Annotated in this window: 28 protein-coding genes and 2 tRNA genes; 28 read left to right on the plus strand and 2 right to left on the minus strand. The window is 69.6% G+C overall.

What is annotated here, in order from left to right:
- Positions 1-227 (minus strand): hypothetical protein (locus tag RNB18_RS30245; RefSeq protein WP_311717301.1); only part of this gene is annotated, 227 nt, incomplete at its 3' end.
- Positions 228-841: 614 nt separating this feature from the next.
- On the opposite strand from RNB18_RS30245, the gene RNB18_RS30250 reads away from it, so the two are divergent.
- The 20 genes from RNB18_RS30250 to RNB18_RS30345 all read left to right on the plus strand — a co-directional run bounded on the left by RNB18_RS30250 (position 842) and on the right by RNB18_RS30345 (position 12,637).
- Complete coding sequence (locus tag RNB18_RS30250) at positions 842-1,219, plus strand: hypothetical protein (RefSeq protein ID WP_311717302.1); 378 nt, start codon at positions 842-844, stop codon at positions 1,217-1,219.
- A gap of 66 nt (positions 1,220-1,285) precedes the next feature.
- Complete coding sequence (locus tag RNB18_RS30255) at positions 1,286-1,804, plus strand: hypothetical protein (protein ID WP_311717303.1); 519 nt, start codon at positions 1,286-1,288, stop codon at positions 1,802-1,804.
- Between the two features lie 114 nt (positions 1,805-1,918).
- Positions 1,919-2,521 carry a hypothetical protein gene (locus tag RNB18_RS30260; protein ID WP_311717304.1) on the plus strand — a complete coding sequence of 201 codons (603 nt, stop codon included), beginning with the start codon at positions 1,919-1,921 and terminating at the stop codon, positions 2,519-2,521.
- A 439-nt stretch (positions 2,522-2,960) separates the two neighbouring features.
- Entirely contained in the window at positions 2,961-4,166 is a 1,206-nt protein-coding gene (locus RNB18_RS30265) for a DUF932 domain-containing protein (RefSeq protein ID WP_266569305.1), read from the plus strand.
- A 260-nt stretch (positions 4,167-4,426) separates the two neighbouring features.
- Positions 4,427-4,885 (plus strand): hypothetical protein, encoded by a 459-nt coding sequence (locus RNB18_RS30270; RefSeq protein ID WP_311717305.1) that lies wholly within the window; start codon positions 4,427-4,429, stop codon positions 4,883-4,885.
- The gene (locus tag RNB18_RS30275; protein WP_311717306.1) at positions 4,878-5,630 is read left to right on the plus strand and encodes a hypothetical protein; all 753 of its coding nucleotides are present in this window, start codon (positions 4,878-4,880) and stop codon (positions 5,628-5,630) included. The genes RNB18_RS30270 and RNB18_RS30275 overlap by 8 nt, the downstream gene beginning before the upstream one ends.
- 168 nt (positions 5,631-5,798) lie before the next feature.
- The gene (locus tag RNB18_RS30280) at positions 5,799-6,611 is read left to right on the plus strand and encodes a hypothetical protein (protein WP_311717307.1); all 813 of its coding nucleotides are present in this window, start codon (positions 5,799-5,801) and stop codon (positions 6,609-6,611) included.
- 126 nt (positions 6,612-6,737) lie between these two features.
- Positions 6,738-7,403, plus strand: coding sequence for a hypothetical protein (locus RNB18_RS30285; protein ID WP_311717308.1), 666 nt, complete (start codon positions 6,738-6,740; stop codon positions 7,401-7,403).
- A 308-nt stretch (positions 7,404-7,711) separates the two neighbouring features.
- Positions 7,712-7,957 carry a hypothetical protein gene (locus RNB18_RS30290; RefSeq protein ID WP_311717309.1) on the plus strand — a complete coding sequence of 82 codons (246 nt, stop codon included), beginning with the start codon at positions 7,712-7,714 and terminating at the stop codon, positions 7,955-7,957.
- Positions 7,958-8,009: 52 nt separating this feature from the next.
- Positions 8,010-8,381: a hypothetical protein gene (locus RNB18_RS30295; protein ID WP_311717310.1), complete on the plus strand. Its 372-nt coding sequence runs from the start codon at positions 8,010-8,012 to the stop codon at positions 8,379-8,381.
- Between the two features lie 52 nt (positions 8,382-8,433).
- On the plus strand, positions 8,434-9,144 hold the full coding sequence (locus RNB18_RS30300; RefSeq protein WP_311717311.1) for a hypothetical protein: 711 nt from the start codon (positions 8,434-8,436) through the stop codon (positions 9,142-9,144).
- A complete protein-coding gene (locus RNB18_RS30305) occupies positions 9,141-9,341 on the plus strand; it encodes a hypothetical protein (RefSeq protein WP_311717312.1) in 201 nt (66 codons plus the stop codon). The genes RNB18_RS30300 and RNB18_RS30305 overlap by 4 nt, the downstream gene beginning before the upstream one ends.
- Before the next feature lie 10 nt (positions 9,342-9,351).
- Positions 9,352-9,963, plus strand: coding sequence for a hypothetical protein (locus RNB18_RS30310; RefSeq protein ID WP_311717313.1), 612 nt, complete (start codon positions 9,352-9,354; stop codon positions 9,961-9,963).
- 174 nt (positions 9,964-10,137) lie between these two features.
- Positions 10,138-10,210: transfer RNA gene (locus tag RNB18_RS30315), tRNA-Ile, on the plus strand.
- 100 nt (positions 10,211-10,310) lie between these two features.
- Positions 10,311-10,379, plus strand: a tRNA-OTHER gene (locus RNB18_RS30320).
- A gap of 41 nt (positions 10,380-10,420) precedes the next feature.
- On the plus strand, positions 10,421-10,720 hold the full coding sequence (locus tag RNB18_RS30325; protein ID WP_266569292.1) for a hypothetical protein: 300 nt from the start codon (positions 10,421-10,423) through the stop codon (positions 10,718-10,720).
- Positions 10,717-11,046 carry a hypothetical protein gene (locus RNB18_RS30330; RefSeq protein WP_311717314.1) on the plus strand — a complete coding sequence of 110 codons (330 nt, stop codon included), beginning with the start codon at positions 10,717-10,719 and terminating at the stop codon, positions 11,044-11,046. The genes RNB18_RS30325 and RNB18_RS30330 overlap by 4 nt, the downstream gene beginning before the upstream one ends.
- An 82-nt stretch (positions 11,047-11,128) precedes the next feature.
- A complete protein-coding gene (locus RNB18_RS30335; protein WP_311717315.1) occupies positions 11,129-11,827 on the plus strand; it encodes a hypothetical protein in 699 nt (232 codons plus the stop codon).
- Between the two features lie 164 nt (positions 11,828-11,991).
- Positions 11,992-12,336 carry a hypothetical protein gene (locus tag RNB18_RS30340; protein ID WP_311717316.1) on the plus strand — a complete coding sequence of 115 codons (345 nt, stop codon included), beginning with the start codon at positions 11,992-11,994 and terminating at the stop codon, positions 12,334-12,336.
- Positions 12,337-12,397: 61 nt separating this feature from the next.
- Entirely contained in the window at positions 12,398-12,637 is a 240-nt protein-coding gene (locus tag RNB18_RS30345; RefSeq protein ID WP_311717317.1) for a hypothetical protein, read from the plus strand.
- On the opposite strand, the gene RNB18_RS30350 is transcribed toward RNB18_RS30345, so the two are convergent.
- Positions 12,623-13,030, minus strand: coding sequence for a hypothetical protein (locus tag RNB18_RS30350; protein ID WP_311717318.1), 408 nt, complete (start codon positions 13,028-13,030; stop codon positions 12,623-12,625). The genes RNB18_RS30345 and RNB18_RS30350 overlap by 15 nt on opposite strands.
- Positions 13,031-13,036: 6 nt before the next feature.
- Here RNB18_RS30350 and RNB18_RS30355 point away from each other — a divergent pair, with 6 nt between their 5' ends.
- The 8 genes from RNB18_RS30355 to RNB18_RS30390 all read left to right on the plus strand — a co-directional run bounded on the left by RNB18_RS30355 (position 13,037) and on the right by RNB18_RS30390 (position 18,423).
- Positions 13,037-13,390 (plus strand): hypothetical protein, encoded by a 354-nt coding sequence (locus RNB18_RS30355; RefSeq protein ID WP_311717319.1) that lies wholly within the window; start codon positions 13,037-13,039, stop codon positions 13,388-13,390.
- 83 nt (positions 13,391-13,473) lie between these two features.
- Positions 13,474-13,974 (plus strand): hypothetical protein, encoded by a 501-nt coding sequence (locus RNB18_RS30360; protein ID WP_311717320.1) that lies wholly within the window; start codon positions 13,474-13,476, stop codon positions 13,972-13,974.
- Between the two features lie 148 nt (positions 13,975-14,122).
- Entirely contained in the window at positions 14,123-14,461 is a 339-nt protein-coding gene (locus RNB18_RS30365) for a hypothetical protein (protein ID WP_311717321.1), read from the plus strand.
- Between the two features lie 530 nt (positions 14,462-14,991).
- Positions 14,992-15,321: a hypothetical protein gene (locus RNB18_RS30370; protein WP_311717322.1), complete on the plus strand. Its 330-nt coding sequence runs from the start codon at positions 14,992-14,994 to the stop codon at positions 15,319-15,321.
- A 171-nt stretch (positions 15,322-15,492) separates the two neighbouring features.
- Entirely contained in the window at positions 15,493-16,965 is a 1,473-nt protein-coding gene (locus tag RNB18_RS30375) for a ParB/RepB/Spo0J family partition protein (RefSeq protein ID WP_311717323.1), read from the plus strand.
- Between the two features lie 80 nt (positions 16,966-17,045).
- Complete coding sequence (locus RNB18_RS30380) at positions 17,046-17,438, plus strand: hypothetical protein (protein WP_311717324.1); 393 nt, start codon at positions 17,046-17,048, stop codon at positions 17,436-17,438.
- 100 nt (positions 17,439-17,538) lie between these two features.
- Positions 17,539-17,874, plus strand: a complete 336-nt coding sequence (locus RNB18_RS30385) for a hypothetical protein (RefSeq protein WP_311717325.1) — start codon at positions 17,539-17,541, stop codon at positions 17,872-17,874.
- Positions 17,875-18,036: 162 nt separating this feature from the next.
- Positions 18,037-18,423: a hypothetical protein gene (locus RNB18_RS30390; protein ID WP_311717326.1), complete on the plus strand. Its 387-nt coding sequence runs from the start codon at positions 18,037-18,039 to the stop codon at positions 18,421-18,423.
- Positions 18,424-18,426 lie beyond the last annotated feature (3 nt).

Here is an 18,426-nt window from a genome sequence, read left to right on the forward strand (position 1 = left end):
GAATACTCGCTTCGCTCGTTTCGCGCGTCCCCGCGCGAAAAGCAGGCCGCTTCCAGCGGCGGTTTATGGAATTGGCCTCCGGCCATTTCCATAAACCTGCGTTCCTCCGGAACGGAAAAGACGCGGAGAGGTTTTGTGCCTCCGGCACAAAATTGGGTGATGCTGAATTGTGTTGTGTGGGTGGAGAGTTTGGGTATGGGTTGAGGGATGAATTGAGGGTTCGTCATGTGTTTTACCTGGGGCGGGGGTTGGAGGGAATCTCCGATTCCCTTGAAATCGACGGGAGTTGAATGGTATTCCGTGAAGAAAAGTAAATCACGGAATACCAGAAGACCACAACGGGTCCCCTCCGGGGCCCCGTTGACCCGACAGGAGCGAGAGAGGAGACCTGCCTCCGGCAGGCAGCTGGAGACAGGAAGAGACAGACAGCCACTCAGAGCGCCCCTCAGACCCGACACCCACCAGACCCACCCCCGACCCGCGCGACGGCCCCAGGCCGACGCGCAACACACAAGAACCCCCGCCCGATCCCCGACGCCGCCGCGCCGACCACGCCCCCGCCCTACCCCCCTTCTCTTCTTCCTGGGCAGGGAGCAGCGGCCGCAGAGGGGATGTCAGCAGGCCGACCATGCCCAATTGTTGGGCTGACCTGGGGTGATGCGGAGGCCGGCCGCTAGGCCGCGCAACCTCCAGCGCAACCTCCAGCGCAACGTCATGGCGCAACATCCAGCGCAACATCCAGCGCAACAGGGGTTCCATCCAGAGAGCACACACACTATTATTTGAAGTCCTGGGGGAGGCGACCCCCGGGAACCGCAAGGGACCAACGAAGGGGAAAGACGTGGAACTTCAGATCAGTGACGGGATCGTGCGCGGCGTGCGCGGCGCGGACGCGCCCATGACCGGGCTTGCAGTTCAGGCCCGCACGATCGCAAACTTCCTGCCCCTGCTTTGTGCGCGATCCGGGGTGAAGATCGTGCACAACTCGGACCGGAATTACATCGGTATTCGGTTCGAGACGAAAGCCGCCGGACCGGTCGTGCTGGAAATGCCGACGGACGGGCAGCCCTACCGTCTGGTTCAGGAGTTTATCGACCCCGACAAGTATGGGCGCACGGAAGTTGAGTTGCGGCGATTCCCGCAGATCTACAAGCCCCAGGGAATCGCGCACATCACGGCCGAGTTTCTCCGGGTGAATGGATTCCTCCGGGCTTCCTGAATCCGCAGGGGGCGCCCCGGCAAGGGCGCCCCCCTTTCATCCGGCACCACCAAGCGAGGGGAAGTCATGGAGAGCACACGGATCGCAGGACCGACCGGAGCGCCGCTCACCGACGCGGAGCAGGAGCAGGCCGCTTACGCCCTGGCGAGTCTGGCCCGCAGCGAGAACGACCCGGAGGGGTGCGCGTTGTGGCTGCCGCAGGAGCAGGTGAACGCTGCACGTCCGATCTTCGAGTTGGGTTGGGCGATGGGCGTACGCACCGGTCACACAGGCCCGGCAATGGCCGGGGTTCCCATCGCGCGGGAGGCGGTCGCGCGCGCCTTCAGGCAGCTGTCTGAGCGGGAAGCGTCGTTGCAGTACGGCGCGCCCGTCCTATGGCAGAAGGTTGACTATCACGGAAGCGTGACGGTCCGTCATGGCGCGTTCTGGGTGTGCGCGATCCACGTGAACGCCCGCCCGTTCAGTTCGATCCCCGAGATGCGTTACGACTTGTGCGAGACGCGCGGCTCTGCGTTGGCACCCGTTGTCACGAACGTGAGGCGCAGGAGCGTAACGCCGTTGCCTGAGTACCGGTTCACGGACTGACGTGCAGGTCAGGGGTGGGTTCACTCACCCCTGAAAGACACTATTATTGCAGTTGTCCGGGGGAGGCGGCCCCTCCCCCGGACCCGCAGAAGCCAACGCCGAAGGGGAACGACAGTGGCAGAGCAGGAAGCCCGGCAGATGCTGCCGGACGTACAGAAGTACATCGAGAGCCTTGACGCGGCCGTCACCGCCCGCGAGGCAGCCGTGAAGGCGGCAGGAGAGAAGTACCCGCAGCGTTTCGGGTACAGCGAGGACAACCGGCGCCAGGCCCTCGCCTACGACAACACCGTCGACACGGCTTACGCCGAATGCGAGAGCATCCGCGCGACCGCCTGGGAGGCTCTCAAGGCATCCAGCGACCCGCTGGTCAAGTGGATCGCCGAGAACTGTGCCTCTTACAAGGCAGAGGCTCACAGCGTCCTCTCCGCCCTTCCGGCCACGGTCAGCGAGCTTGACGATCTGGCCGACCGAAAGGACTGGTGCGGAGTCTGGGACACGTTCCGGCAGCGGGCGATCGATGCCGCAGTCATGCCCGGCGTCACTCCCCCCAGCCCGGCCAGGCAGGCAGTGTTCGATCTCATCGACCGAGAGAGCTGCTGCCCCATGGGGACGAGGACGAAGCAGCGCGTCGGCAAGGCCCTCGACGCCCTGATCCAGGAGGCCGTGTCAACCACGGCCAGCGCCACCGAGGCGAAGACCGCCGAGGCACCGGCGTGACCGAGGCAGACCCCAAGCCGCCGACGTCCGAGTAACAGCGCCTCCGAGCCGCCGCGCCCTGCTCCCTCTCCTCAGCAGGGCGCGGCCCCCGCTGCCCGGCGCGCACACTCCCCCTCGGTGGGCGCCGGGCAGCGGGACACGCGGCGAACAGGCGGGACGCATTCGCCGTTGAATGCCACCGGCCGAGCGTCGACTAGCAGGGCACACGGGTATCCGAGCAGACCGACGCCCACCGCCCCCTGTCCGCCCGCGCGGGCGGACAGGGCACCGAGGCCGCAACGGGCAGGCCCCACCGCCCCCAGGCCAGAGCGTCAGTTGGACGCCTGGCCGCCAGCTCAGGGGTGGGTTCACACCCACCCCAAACACACTATTATTGAAGTTGTTGCCGGGGGTGGTGGCTCCGCCCCCGGCCCGCAGAAACCAACCGCGAAGGGGAATCGTGACCATCACCGACGTGAACACCGCCTTCACCGCCGAGAAGGCCGCGCAGATCGAATCCGTCCGTGAGCGCGAACGCGGGTTCCAGGCCCGCATCGACCGGGGCGAGATCCGCATGATCGGAGCGGACAGGTACGAGGTCCTCACCGGCTGGGACAGCGGCGAGACCTTCACCGTCTCCCGCAACACCCAGGGCGAGATCGAACGGATCATCGCCAACCACGGCATGGACGAGCAGGCCGACGGCACGATCGCCCTCTATGCCTCTTCCCCCGCCTGGCACGGTCTGGGCCAGGTCATCCCCGGCGGCACGACGGACATTGACACGGTGCTGCGCCTGTCCGGGCTGGACTTCGAGGTCACCACCGTGCCCGCCCTGTACGAGTGGCAGGGCGAGATGCGCGAGCACGCCGACCAGCGGCACACCGTGCGCGCCGACACCGGGGCCGCTCTCGGCGCCGTCGGGGCGCGCTACATCCCGATCCAGAACCGCACCGGGTTCGTGTTCCTCCAGGAACTCGTAGGCCGCTACGACGTCGTGTGGGAGTCCGCTGGACTCCTTCGGGGCGGGAAGCGGGTGTTCATTTCCATCCGCCTCCCGGAGAGCGTCACCGTGGACGCCGAAGGCATCAACGACATCGTGGTCCCGTACGTCGCGATCATGAACGACCACTCCGGGCGCGGCCAGTTCCAGTGCGTCGTCACGCCGTGGCGGCCTGTCTGCGCCAACACCGAGCGGTTCGCCGTCCGGGACGCGGTCACCCGCTGGGCCGTCCGGCACACGGCCGGAGCCACCAGCCAGATCAAGGAGGCCCGCCGCACCCTGTCGCTTGCCTCGCAGTACTTCGAGCAGTTCGCCGCCGAGGAAACCGCGCTGGCCCGCACCGACATCGCCATCGCCGACTTCCACCAGGTGATCGCCGATCTGTGGCCGCTGGACGACGACGCGCCCAACCGGACGAAGACCAACCACGCCGCGCGGCTGGGCGCCCTCAGCGATGTGTTCCGCACCGAGACCGAGCGGGTCGGGCGGACCGCGTACGCCGCCGAACGCGCGATCACCGACTACCTCGACCACGTCGCCCCGCGCCGCCCGGGCAAGTCCATGACGGAGGAAGTCGCCCGCGCGACCGCCGTCCTGGAAGGTGCCGACGACGAGTTGAAGAGCAAGGCGCACAAGCGCCTTCTCCAGCTCCGTACGCGCTGAGCGGACCAGCACCAAGCCCCCGTGCGGGTCGGGTACCTCCCCCGGCCCGGCCCGCACGGGCCCAACAAACCGACCCGAGCGCGCCGAGCGCGTGACCCCGCCCCGCGGGGAGCACGAAGCGCGCTCGCCCGGCCCCTGCTGCGTAGCGGTAGAGCGACGCGTCCGCGGAGCCGACCGCGCGCCAATAAGCCATCTGTGCCCAGGGATGCGGTGAGGCCGGCCTCCGGCTCCCACCGCCCACCGCCCCGCAAGGAGTACTCATGCCTGCACGCCCGGAGCTCGCCCACCCCGGAGACGAAGCCATTGCGGCCGCCATGAGCCGCACTCTGACCGCCCTGTCCGCCGTGGTCCAGGCACTCGGAGACGGCGAGCACACGCTGAACCTCGTGGCCGAGCGCACCGACGACGCGTTCGTCACGGGCCGAACTGATCTCTCCGTCGGCGACGAAGACGAGTTCTGCGCCCTGCGCATGCTGCTCGTGTTCGCGCTGGAGGGCAGCACGATACGCAGTGCCGTCCTGATCGCCACCACGGCCGCCGAGCCCCACCCCCGCGCGTGCGGCTGGTCCGTGCGGGACGGCTGGCTGCACCCCATGGACTCGCACGACCTCCAGGCCGCCGTCATTCCGTGCCCCGACGTCCTGGCCGTCGAGCGCGAGGTCTACGACGCCCCGGTCCTGCTGCTCCTCGACGCCGACGAGGAGGGCCCCCGTGCCTGACACGCCCGCCGTCACCCCCGCGCCCACGGGCCACGACGACATCCCCGCCCGGCAGCCCCTTCCTGGCACGCGGCTTATCGCCTACCGCCTGCCCGCCTGTGGGATCGCAGGTTCGTACATCCACATGGATCACGCGGACATCCATGTGACCTACGCCCAAGTCGTTGGCCGCGCGGGGCAGTTTCCAGCCCAGGGGGTTGGCTACGGCCTGCGCACCGTAGGCGGCCGCGACGTCAACAGCTGGCTACGCGGGAGCCTCATTTTCTGGTTGTCCAGCGAAGCGCGTATGGCGGAGGACGGAGTGATCCGGTACCGCCAGACCCGTAATCACTCGGTCGTCACGTTCGTGCCGGACACGGCATCCGGAGTTCTGATCAACCGTCCGGACGAGCAAGTGACGGCCGCCGCCTACCGCGTGACCGGCCCGACCGGCGTCACGCAGCTGTGGCGGGGGCGAGCCGTCCGCGATGCCATCGCCAGGTGCCGTCGAAAGCCCCCGGTCGGTTGGCCCGCAGGGTGGGCACACCTCATGCCCGACGCAACGGTCACGTTCGGGCCCGGCGGGTTCCCGTGGAGTTCTGAGGAGATCTACACCGCCGAGCCAGCCGCCGAGCCTGCCTCTTGGGGCCCGCCATGCGCCGAGTGCCGGTACCCGGAATCCGAACACGACCCGGTGCGCCTGTGGGGCCGATCCCGGACCGACGGCACGGGCTGCACCTGTTGGGCTCACAGCGCCCAGGAGTAACCCACAGACGCCGTTCCCGTCCTCCCCCGCCCCCGGGGAGGACGGACGGCCAACCCGGCCAGCGCGCCACTGGCCGAAGACCTGCCGCCCCGACGCCCGCACCCCCCTTCGGCGAGCGCGGGGCGGCAGGCCCCCGCCCGCCCAGTCCCCCCCGAGGAGACCCCAGCCGTGACCAGTCCGAGCCTGACCATCGAGACGCCCGCCGGCCCCGTGCGCGCCACCGCCGGCACCCGCGAGGACAACGCCGTCGTGTTCGAGCTGGGCGGGGCGATGCGCGGCAGCGTGCACGTCACCGGCACCACCGACCCCCACCGCTGGGACCAGTTCACCGCCGTACGCGCCTGTCTCGGCCCCGTGAACGCCTTCACGTCCACCGCCCCCGACGAGGACCTCCCGCGGCTCGCCCGCAGCCGCACCGGCTACCGGGGCAGCCTGACCCTCTACCGCGACAACACCGGCCGCCCCGAGGTCTCGGTGCACCCGCTGTTGTCCGCCGCGGATCACCCGCCGTCGGAGAAGACAGCTGCGGTACTCACCGCCGTCCTGCGCGGGTGCGCCGAGCACGTCACGCAGCGCGCCGACCTGCCCGCGATCCTGGAGGCCTCACGGCAGCGCGACACCCCGGGCCTGCTGCGCTTCCTCACCTGGTCCGCCTCCTACCACGAGGCCGAAGCCGTCCGCCTGGAGCGCGAAGCCCGTACAGCCCTCCCCGCGCTGAAGGCCGCCGAAGCCGCATGGCGTACCGCCGCACGATGGCTCGCCCTCTGCCCGCACCCGGTCCTGCTGCTGATGCTGGCCGACCGCCCCGACTCACTGACCCAGAAGATCAGGGGATTGCAGTGGTGGGCCCCCTACTGTGTCAGCGCGGCCGCCGAAGAGCGCGAGCGCGCTCGCCACGCCCAGACGGAAACCAACTCCCTCCGTGCCCAGCAGCACAGGCGCCCGCGCGGCCGCCGCCCGGCCATGGTCGCCGCTCCCTGACAGACGAAGGAAAGCGCAGGTCAGGGGCGGGTTCACACCACCTCGGAAGACACTATTATTAGAAGTGTGAGGAGGGGGCGCGACAGGCCCCCGAACTGATCGAGACCAGGGATTGAGGAGAACATCGTGCCGACCATGCGCGAACTGCTCGCTACTGGGGAGAAGCACGATCCGACGATCCTCCTGCCGAACGTCTGGTACGACCTGCTGCGTACCGTGGAGACGGTGTGCCCGTGCGGCAATACGACGAGCGTCCGCAACGGCGTCCTGACCACGCACGAGCCGATGTCGACGTGGGACCTGAACGGCATGCGGCGTGCAGTGATCCGTGACGCGTACGGCGTCGGGATCACCTGCCGCTACAGCGGACGGACCGTCACCCTGGCCGCCGCCCTGGAGCGCGACAGCGTTCTGACCCCAGCCGAGCGGCACGTCCGTGAAGTCACACAGGGCCGACTGGAGGCAGGCATCACGGCTACTGCTCCCGAGGGCTACGCCCTGCCGAAGCCGGTTGCTGTCCTGTTCGCGCTCGCTGAGGCTCACGGCTGGCACACACAGCAGGCGTGGGCGCCCCGTGACGGGGGTTTCCTCCTGAACCTCCGTGTGGGTCGACCGGCCGACGGGGGCCGGAAGTGGCAGTACGACCTGCCCTATTTCGTCGCTTCAGGCGTCGCGCGCCGGACCCGGTCCGGGCTGTGCGTCACGCCGGACCGCAGGGGTCAGCACGACACCCCGTCCATCAAGGCCATCACGGCCGTGATCCGGGCCAACCCGGCTCCGACGGAGTGCTGAGGGAGGCAACCCCGCAAGGCGGCGTACCGGGTCGGCCGAAGGAGCCACCGCGCCTGAGAAGTTCACGTTCAACCCTCACTCGAAGAGTGCGAGCGCGCCCGCCTCACCCAGACGGAAGCCGGCTCCCTGCGTGCCCAGCAGCGCGGCCGCCGCCCGGCCCTGGTCGCCGCCCCCCTGACAGTCCACAGAAAGCGCAGGTCAGGGGCGGGTTCACTCTACGCCAGAAGACACTATTATTGTTGTTGCGGGAGAGGATGACTCGGTCCGCCGCGCCCCCTCTCGCACCCGAACCGGCCGAAGGAGCCACCGTGCCCAAGGAGTTCACCTTCGCCGCCAACACCGGCTCGATCGGCCGCCGAGTGCTGGACCGCCATGATCACAGCACCTGCTACGGGGTCGTCTGGCACGACCCGAACGGCGTCTGCGGATGGGTGGCCGAGTATCCCGGCAACCACCCCGGCAGCGGCGGCGGCATCCCCGGCTTCGCCAGCCGCGAATGGGCCGCGCGCTTCCTCTACCGCTACCGCAAGCCCGAACCGTCCCGGCGCCCCTGAACCCCGCCGCCCCCACACGTACCGCCCGCCCGACGAGGGAGACGTTCTGATCATGCGTTGGCTAATGAGCCTCGGTGAGCGCACCCGCCCCGACGCACCGACCTACGCCGAGGACCCCGCCCCCCACCAGGCGCGCGCCCTCGCCCTGGTCGACGACTTCGCCCACCTCTTCACCGTCCTGCAGGAGTGGCGGCAGGAGTACGGCGAGGAGCTGACCGCGTGGGCCGTGCAGGTCGAGGCCGACGACGTCGAGAACCTCCCCGCCGAGCTCATCGAGCAGTGGGAATGGGAGGGCGCCCCGGTCCGCCTCGACACCCAACGGGGCGGCTACGTGAAGGTGTCCGACTACCGCGAGGTCTCCGAGCGCCCGGGCATCAGCGCCCGCACCACCACCGGTCTCCCTCTGTGGACCGCCGCCCCCTGACCCGTCCGGCAGGCCGCCCGCACTGCTTACCACCCCCTTGGAAGGAGAAACCGTGTCCGTCGGACGCCACTTCGGCATGGTCATCAGCCGCATGCCCCGCCTGACCTATGCGGCAACGGTCCGCGCCGCGGAGGACTGCCGGTTCGTATGCTCGACCTGCTACTCGGACTGCTGGGGCATCTACCGGCTTCGCGGCGAGACCGTGTGGATGTGCTCGGGGTGCACCGACCTGAAGGACAACGGTCTGACGCCCGGCCCCCGCAGTTTCCACACCCAGCCGTCCCGTCCGCTCAGGGTGGGTGAGCAGTTGCGCAGCCCGCAGGGCGTGTGGGAAGTCACCAGCCTCCGGCGGGTCTGGACGTGGGGAGGGCTCCGCCTCCAGCAGCAGGCCTACGTGTATGTCGTCACCCGTGAAGACGGTCACGAGGAGGAGTGGCGGGGCCACGACATGATCGACTTCCACCTGATTCCGGCCGCGTTCGAGCACATCACCCGGTCGCGCTGCAACGAACTGGGCAGCGCACTCACGGCCGCCGGCCTCTCCTGGACCGACAACGGGCGCCAGGACACCCCACGGCGTCTGACGTACACCGTCGTCGACCCCCACGGCCTCCAGTGGTCCATTTGGCCCGTCCCCGGAATCGACTTCGACCCGTGGCAGCCCTCGAATCTGTGGCGGGCCGTCCGTGCCACCCCGCCCTACCAGAGCCCCGTCATGTCCGCCCGAGCCCTGGCCGACCACATCCGGGAGCGTTCCGCATGAGCGGCCAGCTCCGCCCGTGGCGCCCCGAGGACTTCGACGACCGGTGCGAGACGTGCGGCGCACCCCCAGGCCAGCTGTGCCGCCCAGTGTGCGACACCGGATACACCGCCGAGGACGCCCGCCGGGAGGCCGAGCTCCGCGACCAGGGCGCGAGGAGCCCCGCGCCCAGCACCCCCATCAGCCATCCGGAGGAGTGAACAGAGCGCCATGACAAGCGAGTTGACCACACAGGAGCACTTCGACGCCTTCGCGGAGGAAGTCGCGCGGGAGCTGGGGACGCACTGCCGCACGGCCGAACTCACCGACTACGGACGCGGTTTGGGACGGCTCGTCATTGACGGAGACGGCCGCGCCCTGCGCTTGTGCCAGCCCGACGACCGCCGCCCCGATCGCCTGAAGATCCACGCCGCACTGCCGGACGAGACCAAGATGATCGCTCCGTCGATCGGAGTCACAGCCAGCAGCCCCCGCCATGTGGCACGCGAGATCACCCGGCGGCTGTATCCCCTGCACGCCGAGGCCGCACAGCAGGCCGCCGAACTCGCCGCACGGCAGGAGGCGGAGGAGAGCGGCCGCCGCGCCGTCACCGAAGCCGTGGCCGGCGCACTGCCCGGGGCCCGGATCGAGGAGCAGTACCGGCGGACCCGGGTCATCTGGCAGCACGACACCAGGCCACCCGGCGAGCACGGCCCCGTCCAGGTCGACAGCGTCACCGTGCTCGTCGGCGCCTCCGGTGAGGGGGTGCAGGCTGAAGTGTCCGGGCGCCCCAGCTCCGTGATCGCCATGCTGGCCGCATTCGCCCAGGCGTCACGGGAGTGAAAAAGAGCAGGTCAGGGGCGGGTTCACACTCCACAGAAAGACACTATTATTTATGGAGTGAGGGGGAGGCGCCTCCGCAGCACGCTCACCGGCGGCTGCGGCACCCCCTCCCGCCCGCCGCCGACCAGGGCCGCGTCTCCGGTCGGCCGCGGGCGCGGCCCGCACAACCACCGAGGTGCTGTAGCTCAGTCGGCAGAGCGCGGATCTTATAAGTCCTGGGTCGTGGGTTCGATTCCCACCAGCACCACCCCAACACCGTTGTCCACGAGAGGAGTTGCTCTGAATCGAGTTCACGAGACCGCCAGATACTGACCCGCCATCACTCGGCCGCCGTCCGGTGGTCCCACGCCTGCGTAGCTCAGCAGTAGAGCGGCCCCACTTGAGGGTGGACAGGGGTGCAATTCCCCTCGCAGGCACGCGCACAACGTAACCACCTGACCGCCCACCGGAGGCCACGATGCCCGACACCGTCAGCATCCCGTCCGCTGTCGCCGAGGCATTCACCGACGCCTGGTGCGACACCGTCATCACGTCCGACATCGCCGCCAGCCTCGGATGTACCGAAGTCGACACGCTCGCCGACCTCCTCCGTGCCTTGAATGCCGACCAGTCCGCCGACGAGTGGATCGCCGCCCACGCGCAGGACGACGAGCCGGACAACCGCCACTTTCAGGGGATCGTGCCCGCGGACGCTGCGCTGGCCACCGATGGGATGCGCTGGAGCCCGGTCCCCGACGACACCCGGGGCGCGCGATGAGCGGCCCCGAGCCTGAAGCCATCCCCGGCGAGCCAGCGTGGGAGCGCCCGTTCTTCGTCGTCGGGCAATGGTCCGGCTCCAACGTTCATGTCTGGGCCGTGTTGGAGGCGCCGATCGACGCCCTGGAGCGGTCGGACGCCCTGGAGGAAATCCTCCTGGACACCGATGACGCGTTCGGCAGCGCCAATGTCGTCTTCGCAGCAAGCGCCGCCGAGGCAGAGGCGACGGCGCGCCGCGAGGCCGTGGAGACGGCCGTGCAGATGCGACAGCGAAACCGCAGGTCAGGTACAGGTTCACACCGCCGCGTTTCGCACTCTTACAGGTAGGGCGTCCGGCCCATCGCCTCGCCGGCTTCCCCTACTCCGGCCGTCAGGCCGCCCCTCTCTCGATCCCACCCAGGAGCCTGCCGTGCAAGCCAACTTAACGCCGGTCATCGACTGGTTCAGCAACAAGACCTATCAGTGCCCGCAGTGCCACCACGACACGGTCGCGAGCCCGTCCCGCTGGGAGGTGTACACCTGCTGCAACTGCGCCACCCGCTTCGCCCGCTTCCCCCGCCTCCAGCGCTTCCTGCGCCACGTCGGCGTCACCTGCGAGTTCTGCACGGAGCGCCACCCTGTACTCGTCGACGGCGAGCCCTTCGGTTTTCGGCGCCGCCGCCACAACGGCATCGGGATGTACACGGAGCATCAGTTCGAGGCGTGGCTGTACGACATGGACGGGTTCGCCGACCGCGGCGACGGCGTGCGCTACCGCAGCACCCGCGCCAGCCGCGCGGAGGCGATGGCCGACCTCGCCCACTGGCGCAGCATGTTCGGCCCCATCGAGGACGACCTCAGCCCCGTCCTCGCCGTCGTCGCCGACGAGCAGTTCGACAAGTACGGGCCTGACGTGACCGAGGAGCAGCGCGACGCGATCCTCGACGGCACGCTGGAGGCCTACGGCATCGGCGTCCTGCGCGCCTTCGTCCCACCCCACCCCCGGCGCGGGCAGTTCCACGCCGACACCGCCACCTTCACCTGGGGCCTGATCGCCCCATCCGGCCTGGAAGGCATCTACACCAGGGCAGCACCGAAGTCCCTGGCCGCGCACGCGCCACAGCTGTGACCTACCGAACGGACGCGCACACCTGACCGTTTGCGCAGGTCAAGGGTGGGTTCACACCCTCCCGATTCACACTATTATTAGTAGTGAGTCGAGGGGGCGCCGCCACCTCCCCCCTTCATTAACCGGCTGACAGCCCCCTTCCCCCTTCAGTCCCAGGAGTTGCCATGCTTGGAACGCTGCGCCGCGCCCTGCGACCGGCACGTCTGCGCATTCCCGCCCGCCGGTTCGCCGCCGGGATCGCGGAACTGCCGCCCACCGCGCGCGAAGCACTCGGCACCGACGTCACAGCCGGGGAGGCCATCGCCTACAACCGCGTCCGTGTCGCCACGGCGACCGCAGTCGCCCTCTACCGCAGCGGGCACACGCTGCCGCTGTCCGACGACGACCTGGACGACGCGGTGCTCGCCCTGGACTTCCCCTACTCGGTCCCGAGCGCGGAGACCCGCGCGTCCATCCGTGCCGCGCTCGCCGTTCTGGACGCCGACTACACCGTCACCGTCACCCGCTGACCAGCCATCCGCCCCGGCCGTGGGCCGCCCCGCCCAGGGCGGCCCACGCGGAAGGAGCCCGGTGTTCCTCGTCGTACCCGACCCCGCTCACGGACTCGTGGCCGCTCCGCAGTCCTCCGACGACCTCACGCCCGCCACCGAACAGTCCCTTGCCGCCCAGGGCTTCGCCTGGAACAACGAAATCGAGGCGTACACCCGTCAGGCCGACCACGACCCCGCGGCCGTGGACGGCACCGCCGGCCTGCTGCGCGAGCTGGGCCACTTCGTCTTCTCCGCCTACAGGCCGCTACCCAGGCGGTGACCCCCGCCCGGCCGGCCGCCCCGCCGCCTCCCGCCCCTTGCGCAGATGGAGTTCCGCCATGCCCCGGCGCCGCACCCAGCAGCGGCCCGTCCGGTACGCCGCCACCGAGCACGAGGGACGCCACCAGGTCGCGGACCAGCTCCACGGGTACGCGCTCAGCAGCCACGCCACCCGTGCGGCCGCCGAGGACTCGGCACGCGAGCTGACCGCCAACCCGACGGCCGCGATCGAAGCCGTCGAAGAGCTCGACGCCGCCCAGAGGGGCCCGGCCGCCACCGAGCGCCGGTCCTGCGCCGGTACGGGTACGGCTTCAGCCTGCGCCAGGACGAAATGCTGTCCCTGTGCGGGGAGTTCAGCCATGACCGGCTGGAAACCCTGGTCTCCGGCGGCCATCTGGCCATGGTCTTCAGCCCGGCCGGTCTGCCGTACTACACCACGCCCGAGCGGTACGCCCAGCTGTCGCCCCGCTGGATACGCGACGACGCCAAGTCATTCCCGGCCGCCGACGTCGCGCGCCTCGAACGCCCCCGCCCCGCACTGGAGTTGCTGCCCGCCCGTACGCGCTACAAGCCGTGCGAGATGCACGGGATCACGCTGTGGCGGTGCCTCATCTGCGGGCCGCGTGAGCGCTTCGAGTGCCAGTGGGGCGAGTGCACCGCCAACCGCGTCACGGCCTACTGCGAGCGCTGTGTGCGCATCGATCCCCGGCGCACCTTCGCACTACCGCCCCGCCGAGAGCACGACTGGCCGTAAAGCATCAGGTCAGAAGGGGTTTACTTTCCATCAAGAGACACTATTATTTGCCTTACAACGCCTGCCCGAGGAGGACTCCCGCGATGAACACCGAGGAACTGGCCGCATCCCTGGCGACGCCGACCGCGGCGACGGTGCGCGACGCGCTGCGCAGCCTCACACCAGCAGCTCTGGACGCGCTGGCCGTCGAAGTTGTGGAGGCCACCGAGGAAGCCTGGCGCCAGGTCGTGGTCAGCCGGGTCGCAGCGTTTGCGGCCGCCCAGCCTCGCGGCGGTCGCACGCCCGTGGCGGCCTACTTCACAACGATCGAGCGCATGAGCACGGACGGCATGTCCATCGAGTGGAACCCGTTTATGGCGGCGCTCACGACCAACGAGGACATCCCCGACCTCAGGAACACCCGCACCACGGTGCGCGTGGTGCGCCCGCCGGAGACGGCGCTGGCCCAGGAGATCGTCGACCCGGAGCTGGTCACAGCGCTTGACCGGCTCGCCCTCCTGGACCCTCCCAACCACGAGGACGTCCTCCGTGTTCACCTGCCAACCCAGCGCGCCTACCGGATCGGGTTCCGCGCGGCGCACTGACCGCCCACTCGGTGCGGGCGCCACGGCGCCCGCACCGGGATGCACCACACCCAAACGCCATCACTGGATGCCGACCCGGCACTGGCCTGCGGGCTCAACCGAACCGGACGCCCGGCACCATCCACGCACACCGCCCAGGAGCCTGACCATGAGGACCGCAGCAGAGGAAACGGAGATGCACCGGCTGGTGCCCCGCTTGAAGGCCTTCACCGTGAAGGGGTCGGAGGTGCAGCCTGGTGACTACCTGTACCAGTACGCGCATCAGGCTCCGGTGCGCGTCGGGGCGATGTGGTGCGGGCGCTGGCCCGGCAGCACCAGCTACGACCGCAATTCGGTGAGCTTCCTCGAGGACGACTTCCCGTGGTCCCAGGGGCGCATCAGCGCGCACCTGGAGTACACCGTGCAGCGGTCCGACGTGTACATCGCGGGCTGGAGTCCGGAGGACTGCGACAAGCGCCGCCAGGAGTTGGAGAGCCTGACGGCGTGACCGCCCGGGCACTCGGCCCTGCGCGGGATGCGTGACAGCACTCCGTGTCCCGGCTGCCCAGGCCAGATCATCGGCAAGCCCAGGCCGAGGACATGCCGCCACCCGAGACCTGTGCCGTCCGGCCCGGCACCGACAACGGTCGCCCGCGCGCCGCCCTCGCGCAGCTGGGAGCAGTACCTGTGCGCCGGCGGCAGCCGCCCTCCGGCATCGTTCTCCCGGTTCCCAGGCAAGGCCGGCAACTCGGCACACCGCGCGCCTGCCAGTAGGGCGAGTGCAGCGCCAAATGCGTCACTGCCTGCTGCGAGCGCTGAGTGCGCATGCACGCTGGGCGCACCGTCCCGTCGCCGCCCCACCGAGAGCATGAATCGCGGTAAATCCGCAGGTCAGGGGTGGGTTCACCTATCCCATAAACACACTATTATGAATGTTGTTGGCCCTGCGGAACAGCCTGTACGGCGGGGCGGCGGCCCCGCCGTACAGGCCCTCACCGCCACGCCACCGATTCGGCACCGACCCCAAGGAGCTGCCCCATGCCCGTATCCCATTCCGTGTACGCCGTCTACGGGGTGGTGGTCGCACCGCCCGGCGCGGCTGCACTGGACTCGGCACTGGACACCCAGAGCCAGCGGCCCGGCAGCGGAAACCCGGACGATGCGCGCGTCCAGTTGTTCACGGTAGGCGACGAAGAGCACGTCATCCTTGCGACCGGCTACGTGAAGCTGGAGCCCAACGAGTACAGGGCAGCGCCGTCCCTGACGATCGGTGCACGGTGGGGCGCCACTTTGCGTGAGTACGTGGACAACCTGGGACTCCTCGTCCATTCCGGTCCGTGCTGGTTTTTCGTACATGACCTGAGCTAAAGCCTGACCGAGCGTTCCCCCAGAACGCTCCAACCTCGCCCCAGGTCAGCGTTTTTGCAGGTCAGTGGGCGTCTAGCCACTACCCCAAAAGACACTATTATTGAATTTGAAGCGAGGGGGACACCCCCAAGCGCCCAAATTCGCCGAACAGGCAAGGAGAAGGAGAGCCCTATGGCCACCGCCGTCTCGACCCAACCCACCGAATCCGTCACGCACGAGGAGGAAGAAGCACCGCAGATCGTCCTGCTCGACCCGGCGCAGGTGGTGCGTGACGAGCAGAACGCCCGCGAAACCGACACCGAACCGGACGAGGAGCTGATCGCCTCCGTCAAGGAGATCGGCGTCGAGGAGACCATCAGTGTCCGGCCCCGGCCCGACGGCACGTACGGCGCTTTCAAGGGCTGGCGGCGCGCGCAGGCTCAGCAGATCGCCAACGAGACCGCCGAAGAGGACGGCCGCCCGGTACGCAGGATCAAGGCACACGTGCGGGAAGACCTGGTCGGCCGCGACGGCTGGACCCGGTTCCTGTCCCTGGTCGAGAACAAGCACCGCGAGGGGATGAGCGAGCGCGACATCCTGAAGTCGCAGGAGCTGGCCCTGATCGGCATGGACGACGTCGAGCGACGCCAGGCCGCCAAGGCTCTCGGCGTCAGCCGCAACGCCGCCAAGCAGGCCAAGGCTGCGCAGAAGCTCGACGACGCCACCCTTCGCCGGGCAGCCGCCGGAGGCATGGACCTGGAGCAGACCGCCCAGCTCGCCGAGGTCGAGCACGTGCCCGGCGCGGAGCGCCGTCTGCTGCGAGCGCTGGAGCGCGACCACGAGGAGGGCAACGGCGGACGCGGTCACTGGGACCAGGAGATGGCGCTGCTCAAGGCCGAGCAGGACGACGCCGATGCCCGGACAAAGGCCGAGGAAGACCTCAAGGCGGCGGACATCCCGTTGCTGCGGCAGCCGGGGTGGGGGCAGAAGGACCCGTCCAAGCCGCTGGCCGAGCTGACCAGCGGGCTGGGCAATCCGCTCACCGAGGACAACCACAGGAACTGCCCCGGCCACAGCGCCCGCCTCGACGACGAGCACCAGCCCGTATGGCACTGCTCCGACCCGTCCGCGTACGGCCACAAGGTCCGCCCGCAGCCGAAGAAGCCCAGGACGGAGGAGGACGAGGCCAGGGCGGAGGAGCGCCGTAAGGTCATCGCCTGCAACCGGGCCTGGAAGGCCGCCGCCGGTCCCCGTCAGGACTTCGTCGCCCGGCTCGTGCGCCAGAAGACCCTGCCGGATGCGGCCCGCGTCTTCGCGCAGGAGGTCGTGCTCACCCTCCCGTACTTCTACAGCTCGTGGACCGACAAGCACGAGTCCGAGACCGTCGCCCGCTTCCTGGGCATCAAGGAGCCCGAGCACGCGGACCTGGCGGAGACAGCGGCGCAGCTGCCCAAGGCACGCGTTGTCAACGCGCTGTTCGCGCACGTCGCCGCTGCCTGCGAGTACGACATCCGCGAGCCCAAGACGTGGTCGAACCTCACCGTGCGGCAGGCCCACTACCTGCTGCTCCTCGAAGCGCTCGGCCAGGACGACAACGGCAGCTACCAGCTGTCCGAGGTCGAGGACCAGGCGGTCGCCCGCCACCGGCCCGAACCCGCCGCCTGACCGCACTCCCGCAGATCTCCGGCCGGGCACTCCAGTGCCCGGCCGGTTCCCCACCCAGCGTCACAGAGAGGCGAATCAGCATGACCGTCACCATGGACGAAGTCCTCGACTTCATCAGCCAGCTGCCGGACGCGATCAAGGTCTCGAAGGTCCAGGAGGCGTCCGCACGGCGGCTCCGCGAGATCGACGAGGAAGCGTTCGCGGGACTCGTGGCCGGACGCAGGGCCCGCCTCAACGACTCGCTGCGCCCGGTCCTCCTGCGCGGCCTCACCGGCACCGTGCAGGAGCGCAACCGCACCGGCAGCCGCGCGGGCTTCATCCTCGACGAGAAGTCCACCCGGCGGCTGCGCACCGACCCGCGAAACGGCGAGCCGGGCAAGCCCAAGTACCGCATCCCCGAGGACATGACGCGCTTCCGGCTCCCCGGCAACGGTGTCCCTGTCGCCTGCCTGGAAGAGATCGAGGACGACTGACCGGGCCTGACGGCGCCGCCCCGTTTGCCGGGGCGGCGCCCGCCCCCGCCGACCAACCGGCCGGGCCCTTCCCTGCCCGGCCTGCACGTGAAAGGACGTCATGACCGACCAGCAGCAGGCCCCGTCCCCCGACCCGGACGGCGAGGCCCCCGACCGCCCCCTGACCCTCGCCGTACTGCGCCAACTGGTCCGTAAGGACTGGAAAGGCTTGCCCGGAGACACGCTCGTCGTGCTGTCCCGCGACGCCGAGGGCAACCTCTACTCGCCGTTCTCCACCTACAGCCACGCGCGGTACGCGCCGACCCACAGCGAGCTCGTCGGCGACGTCTTCCCGCTGCCGGAGGAGCTCAAGGCAGACCAGTCCCTGCGCGAGCTGTACGCGGACGGCATCCCCGACACCGCTCTGCCCGCGCTGGTGCTCTACCCGCTCGGCTGAGCGAACGCCTGTGGGCGGGGCGGCTCCCGTCAGCCGTCCCGCCCACAGAACGCCAATTCCCCCTTTACCGAGGCCTCTTCCTGGCCACGGCCCTCACGAAAGCGACGTGTCACCGCCATGTCCGCCCCACCACAAGCCGGTCGGGAAGGACCGCGGGCCCCCGTGCTGGTCATCAGCGACAGCCCCGACAACGATCCGGTCGGCCTGCGGACGAGCCCGGTCCCCCTCCTGCACCTGCCATCGCCCCTCTTCAGCGCCGAGGAGTACCAGCGCGCTCCGCTCGTGATCCTGGACGACCGCAGCTATACCGGCTTCACACTCCGCCACGTGCCCCGCCGCCAGGGACTGATCGTCGTCCTGGTCGACCCCGACGACGGCACCATCTACCCCCGGGCCGTCGCCATCGGCGCCGAGGCCGTCATCCGGGCCGGAGACAACCTCAACTGGCTGCACCTGCGCCTGCACGACGCCACCGAATGCCGCTACGCCCACTGGGAAGCGCTCCTGGCCGGCGGCCCCGCCGACCCTCCCCCACCGGCCAGCAGCTGACAT

Origin of the sequence: Streptomyces doebereineriae (assembly GCF_031845645.1) — a bacterium.
GTDB lineage: Bacteria > Actinomycetota > Actinomycetes > Streptomycetales > Streptomycetaceae > Streptomyces > Streptomyces canus.

What these genes read in the sequence shown, in the direction of transcription:
- RNB18_RS30385 (WP_311717325.1), top strand. Translation starts at nt 17,539, where the DNA reads ATGACCGACCAGCAGCAGGCCCCGTCCCCCGACCCGGACGGCGAGGCC.
- RNB18_RS30295 (WP_311717310.1), top strand. Translation starts at nt 8,010, where the DNA reads ATGCGTTGGCTAATGAGCCTCGGTGAGCGCACCCGCCCCGACGCACCG.
- RNB18_RS30380 (WP_311717324.1), top strand. Translation starts at nt 17,046, where the DNA reads ATGACCGTCACCATGGACGAAGTCCTCGACTTCATCAGCCAGCTGCCG.
- RNB18_RS30355 (WP_311717319.1), top strand. Translation starts at nt 13,037, where the DNA reads ATGGTCTTCAGCCCGGCCGGTCTGCCGTACTACACCACGCCCGAGCGG.
- RNB18_RS30255 (WP_311717303.1), top strand. Translation starts at nt 1,286, where the DNA reads ATGGAGAGCACACGGATCGCAGGACCGACCGGAGCGCCGCTCACCGAC.
- RNB18_RS30360 (WP_311717320.1), top strand. Translation starts at nt 13,474, where the DNA reads ATGAACACCGAGGAACTGGCCGCATCCCTGGCGACGCCGACCGCGGCG.
- RNB18_RS30350 (WP_311717318.1), bottom strand. Translation starts at nt 13,030, where the DNA reads ATGGCCGCCGGAGACCAGGGTTTCCAGCCGGTCATGGCTGAACTCCCC.
- RNB18_RS30270 (WP_311717305.1), top strand. Translation starts at nt 4,427, where the DNA reads ATGCCTGCACGCCCGGAGCTCGCCCACCCCGGAGACGAAGCCATTGCG.
- RNB18_RS30310 (WP_311717313.1), top strand. Translation starts at nt 9,352, where the DNA reads ATGACAAGCGAGTTGACCACACAGGAGCACTTCGACGCCTTCGCGGAG.
- RNB18_RS30330 (WP_311717314.1), top strand. Translation starts at nt 10,717, where the DNA reads ATGAGCGGCCCCGAGCCTGAAGCCATCCCCGGCGAGCCAGCGTGGGAG.
- RNB18_RS30365 (WP_311717321.1), top strand. Translation starts at nt 14,123, where the DNA reads ATGAGGACCGCAGCAGAGGAAACGGAGATGCACCGGCTGGTGCCCCGC.
- RNB18_RS30370 (WP_311717322.1), top strand. Translation starts at nt 14,992, where the DNA reads ATGCCCGTATCCCATTCCGTGTACGCCGTCTACGGGGTGGTGGTCGCA.
- RNB18_RS30340 (WP_311717316.1), top strand. Translation starts at nt 11,992, where the DNA reads ATGCTTGGAACGCTGCGCCGCGCCCTGCGACCGGCACGTCTGCGCATT.
- RNB18_RS30325 (WP_266569292.1), top strand. Translation starts at nt 10,421, where the DNA reads ATGCCCGACACCGTCAGCATCCCGTCCGCTGTCGCCGAGGCATTCACC.
- RNB18_RS30375 (WP_311717323.1), top strand. Translation starts at nt 15,493, where the DNA reads ATGGCCACCGCCGTCTCGACCCAACCCACCGAATCCGTCACGCACGAG.
- RNB18_RS30305 (WP_311717312.1), top strand. Translation starts at nt 9,141, where the DNA reads ATGAGCGGCCAGCTCCGCCCGTGGCGCCCCGAGGACTTCGACGACCGG.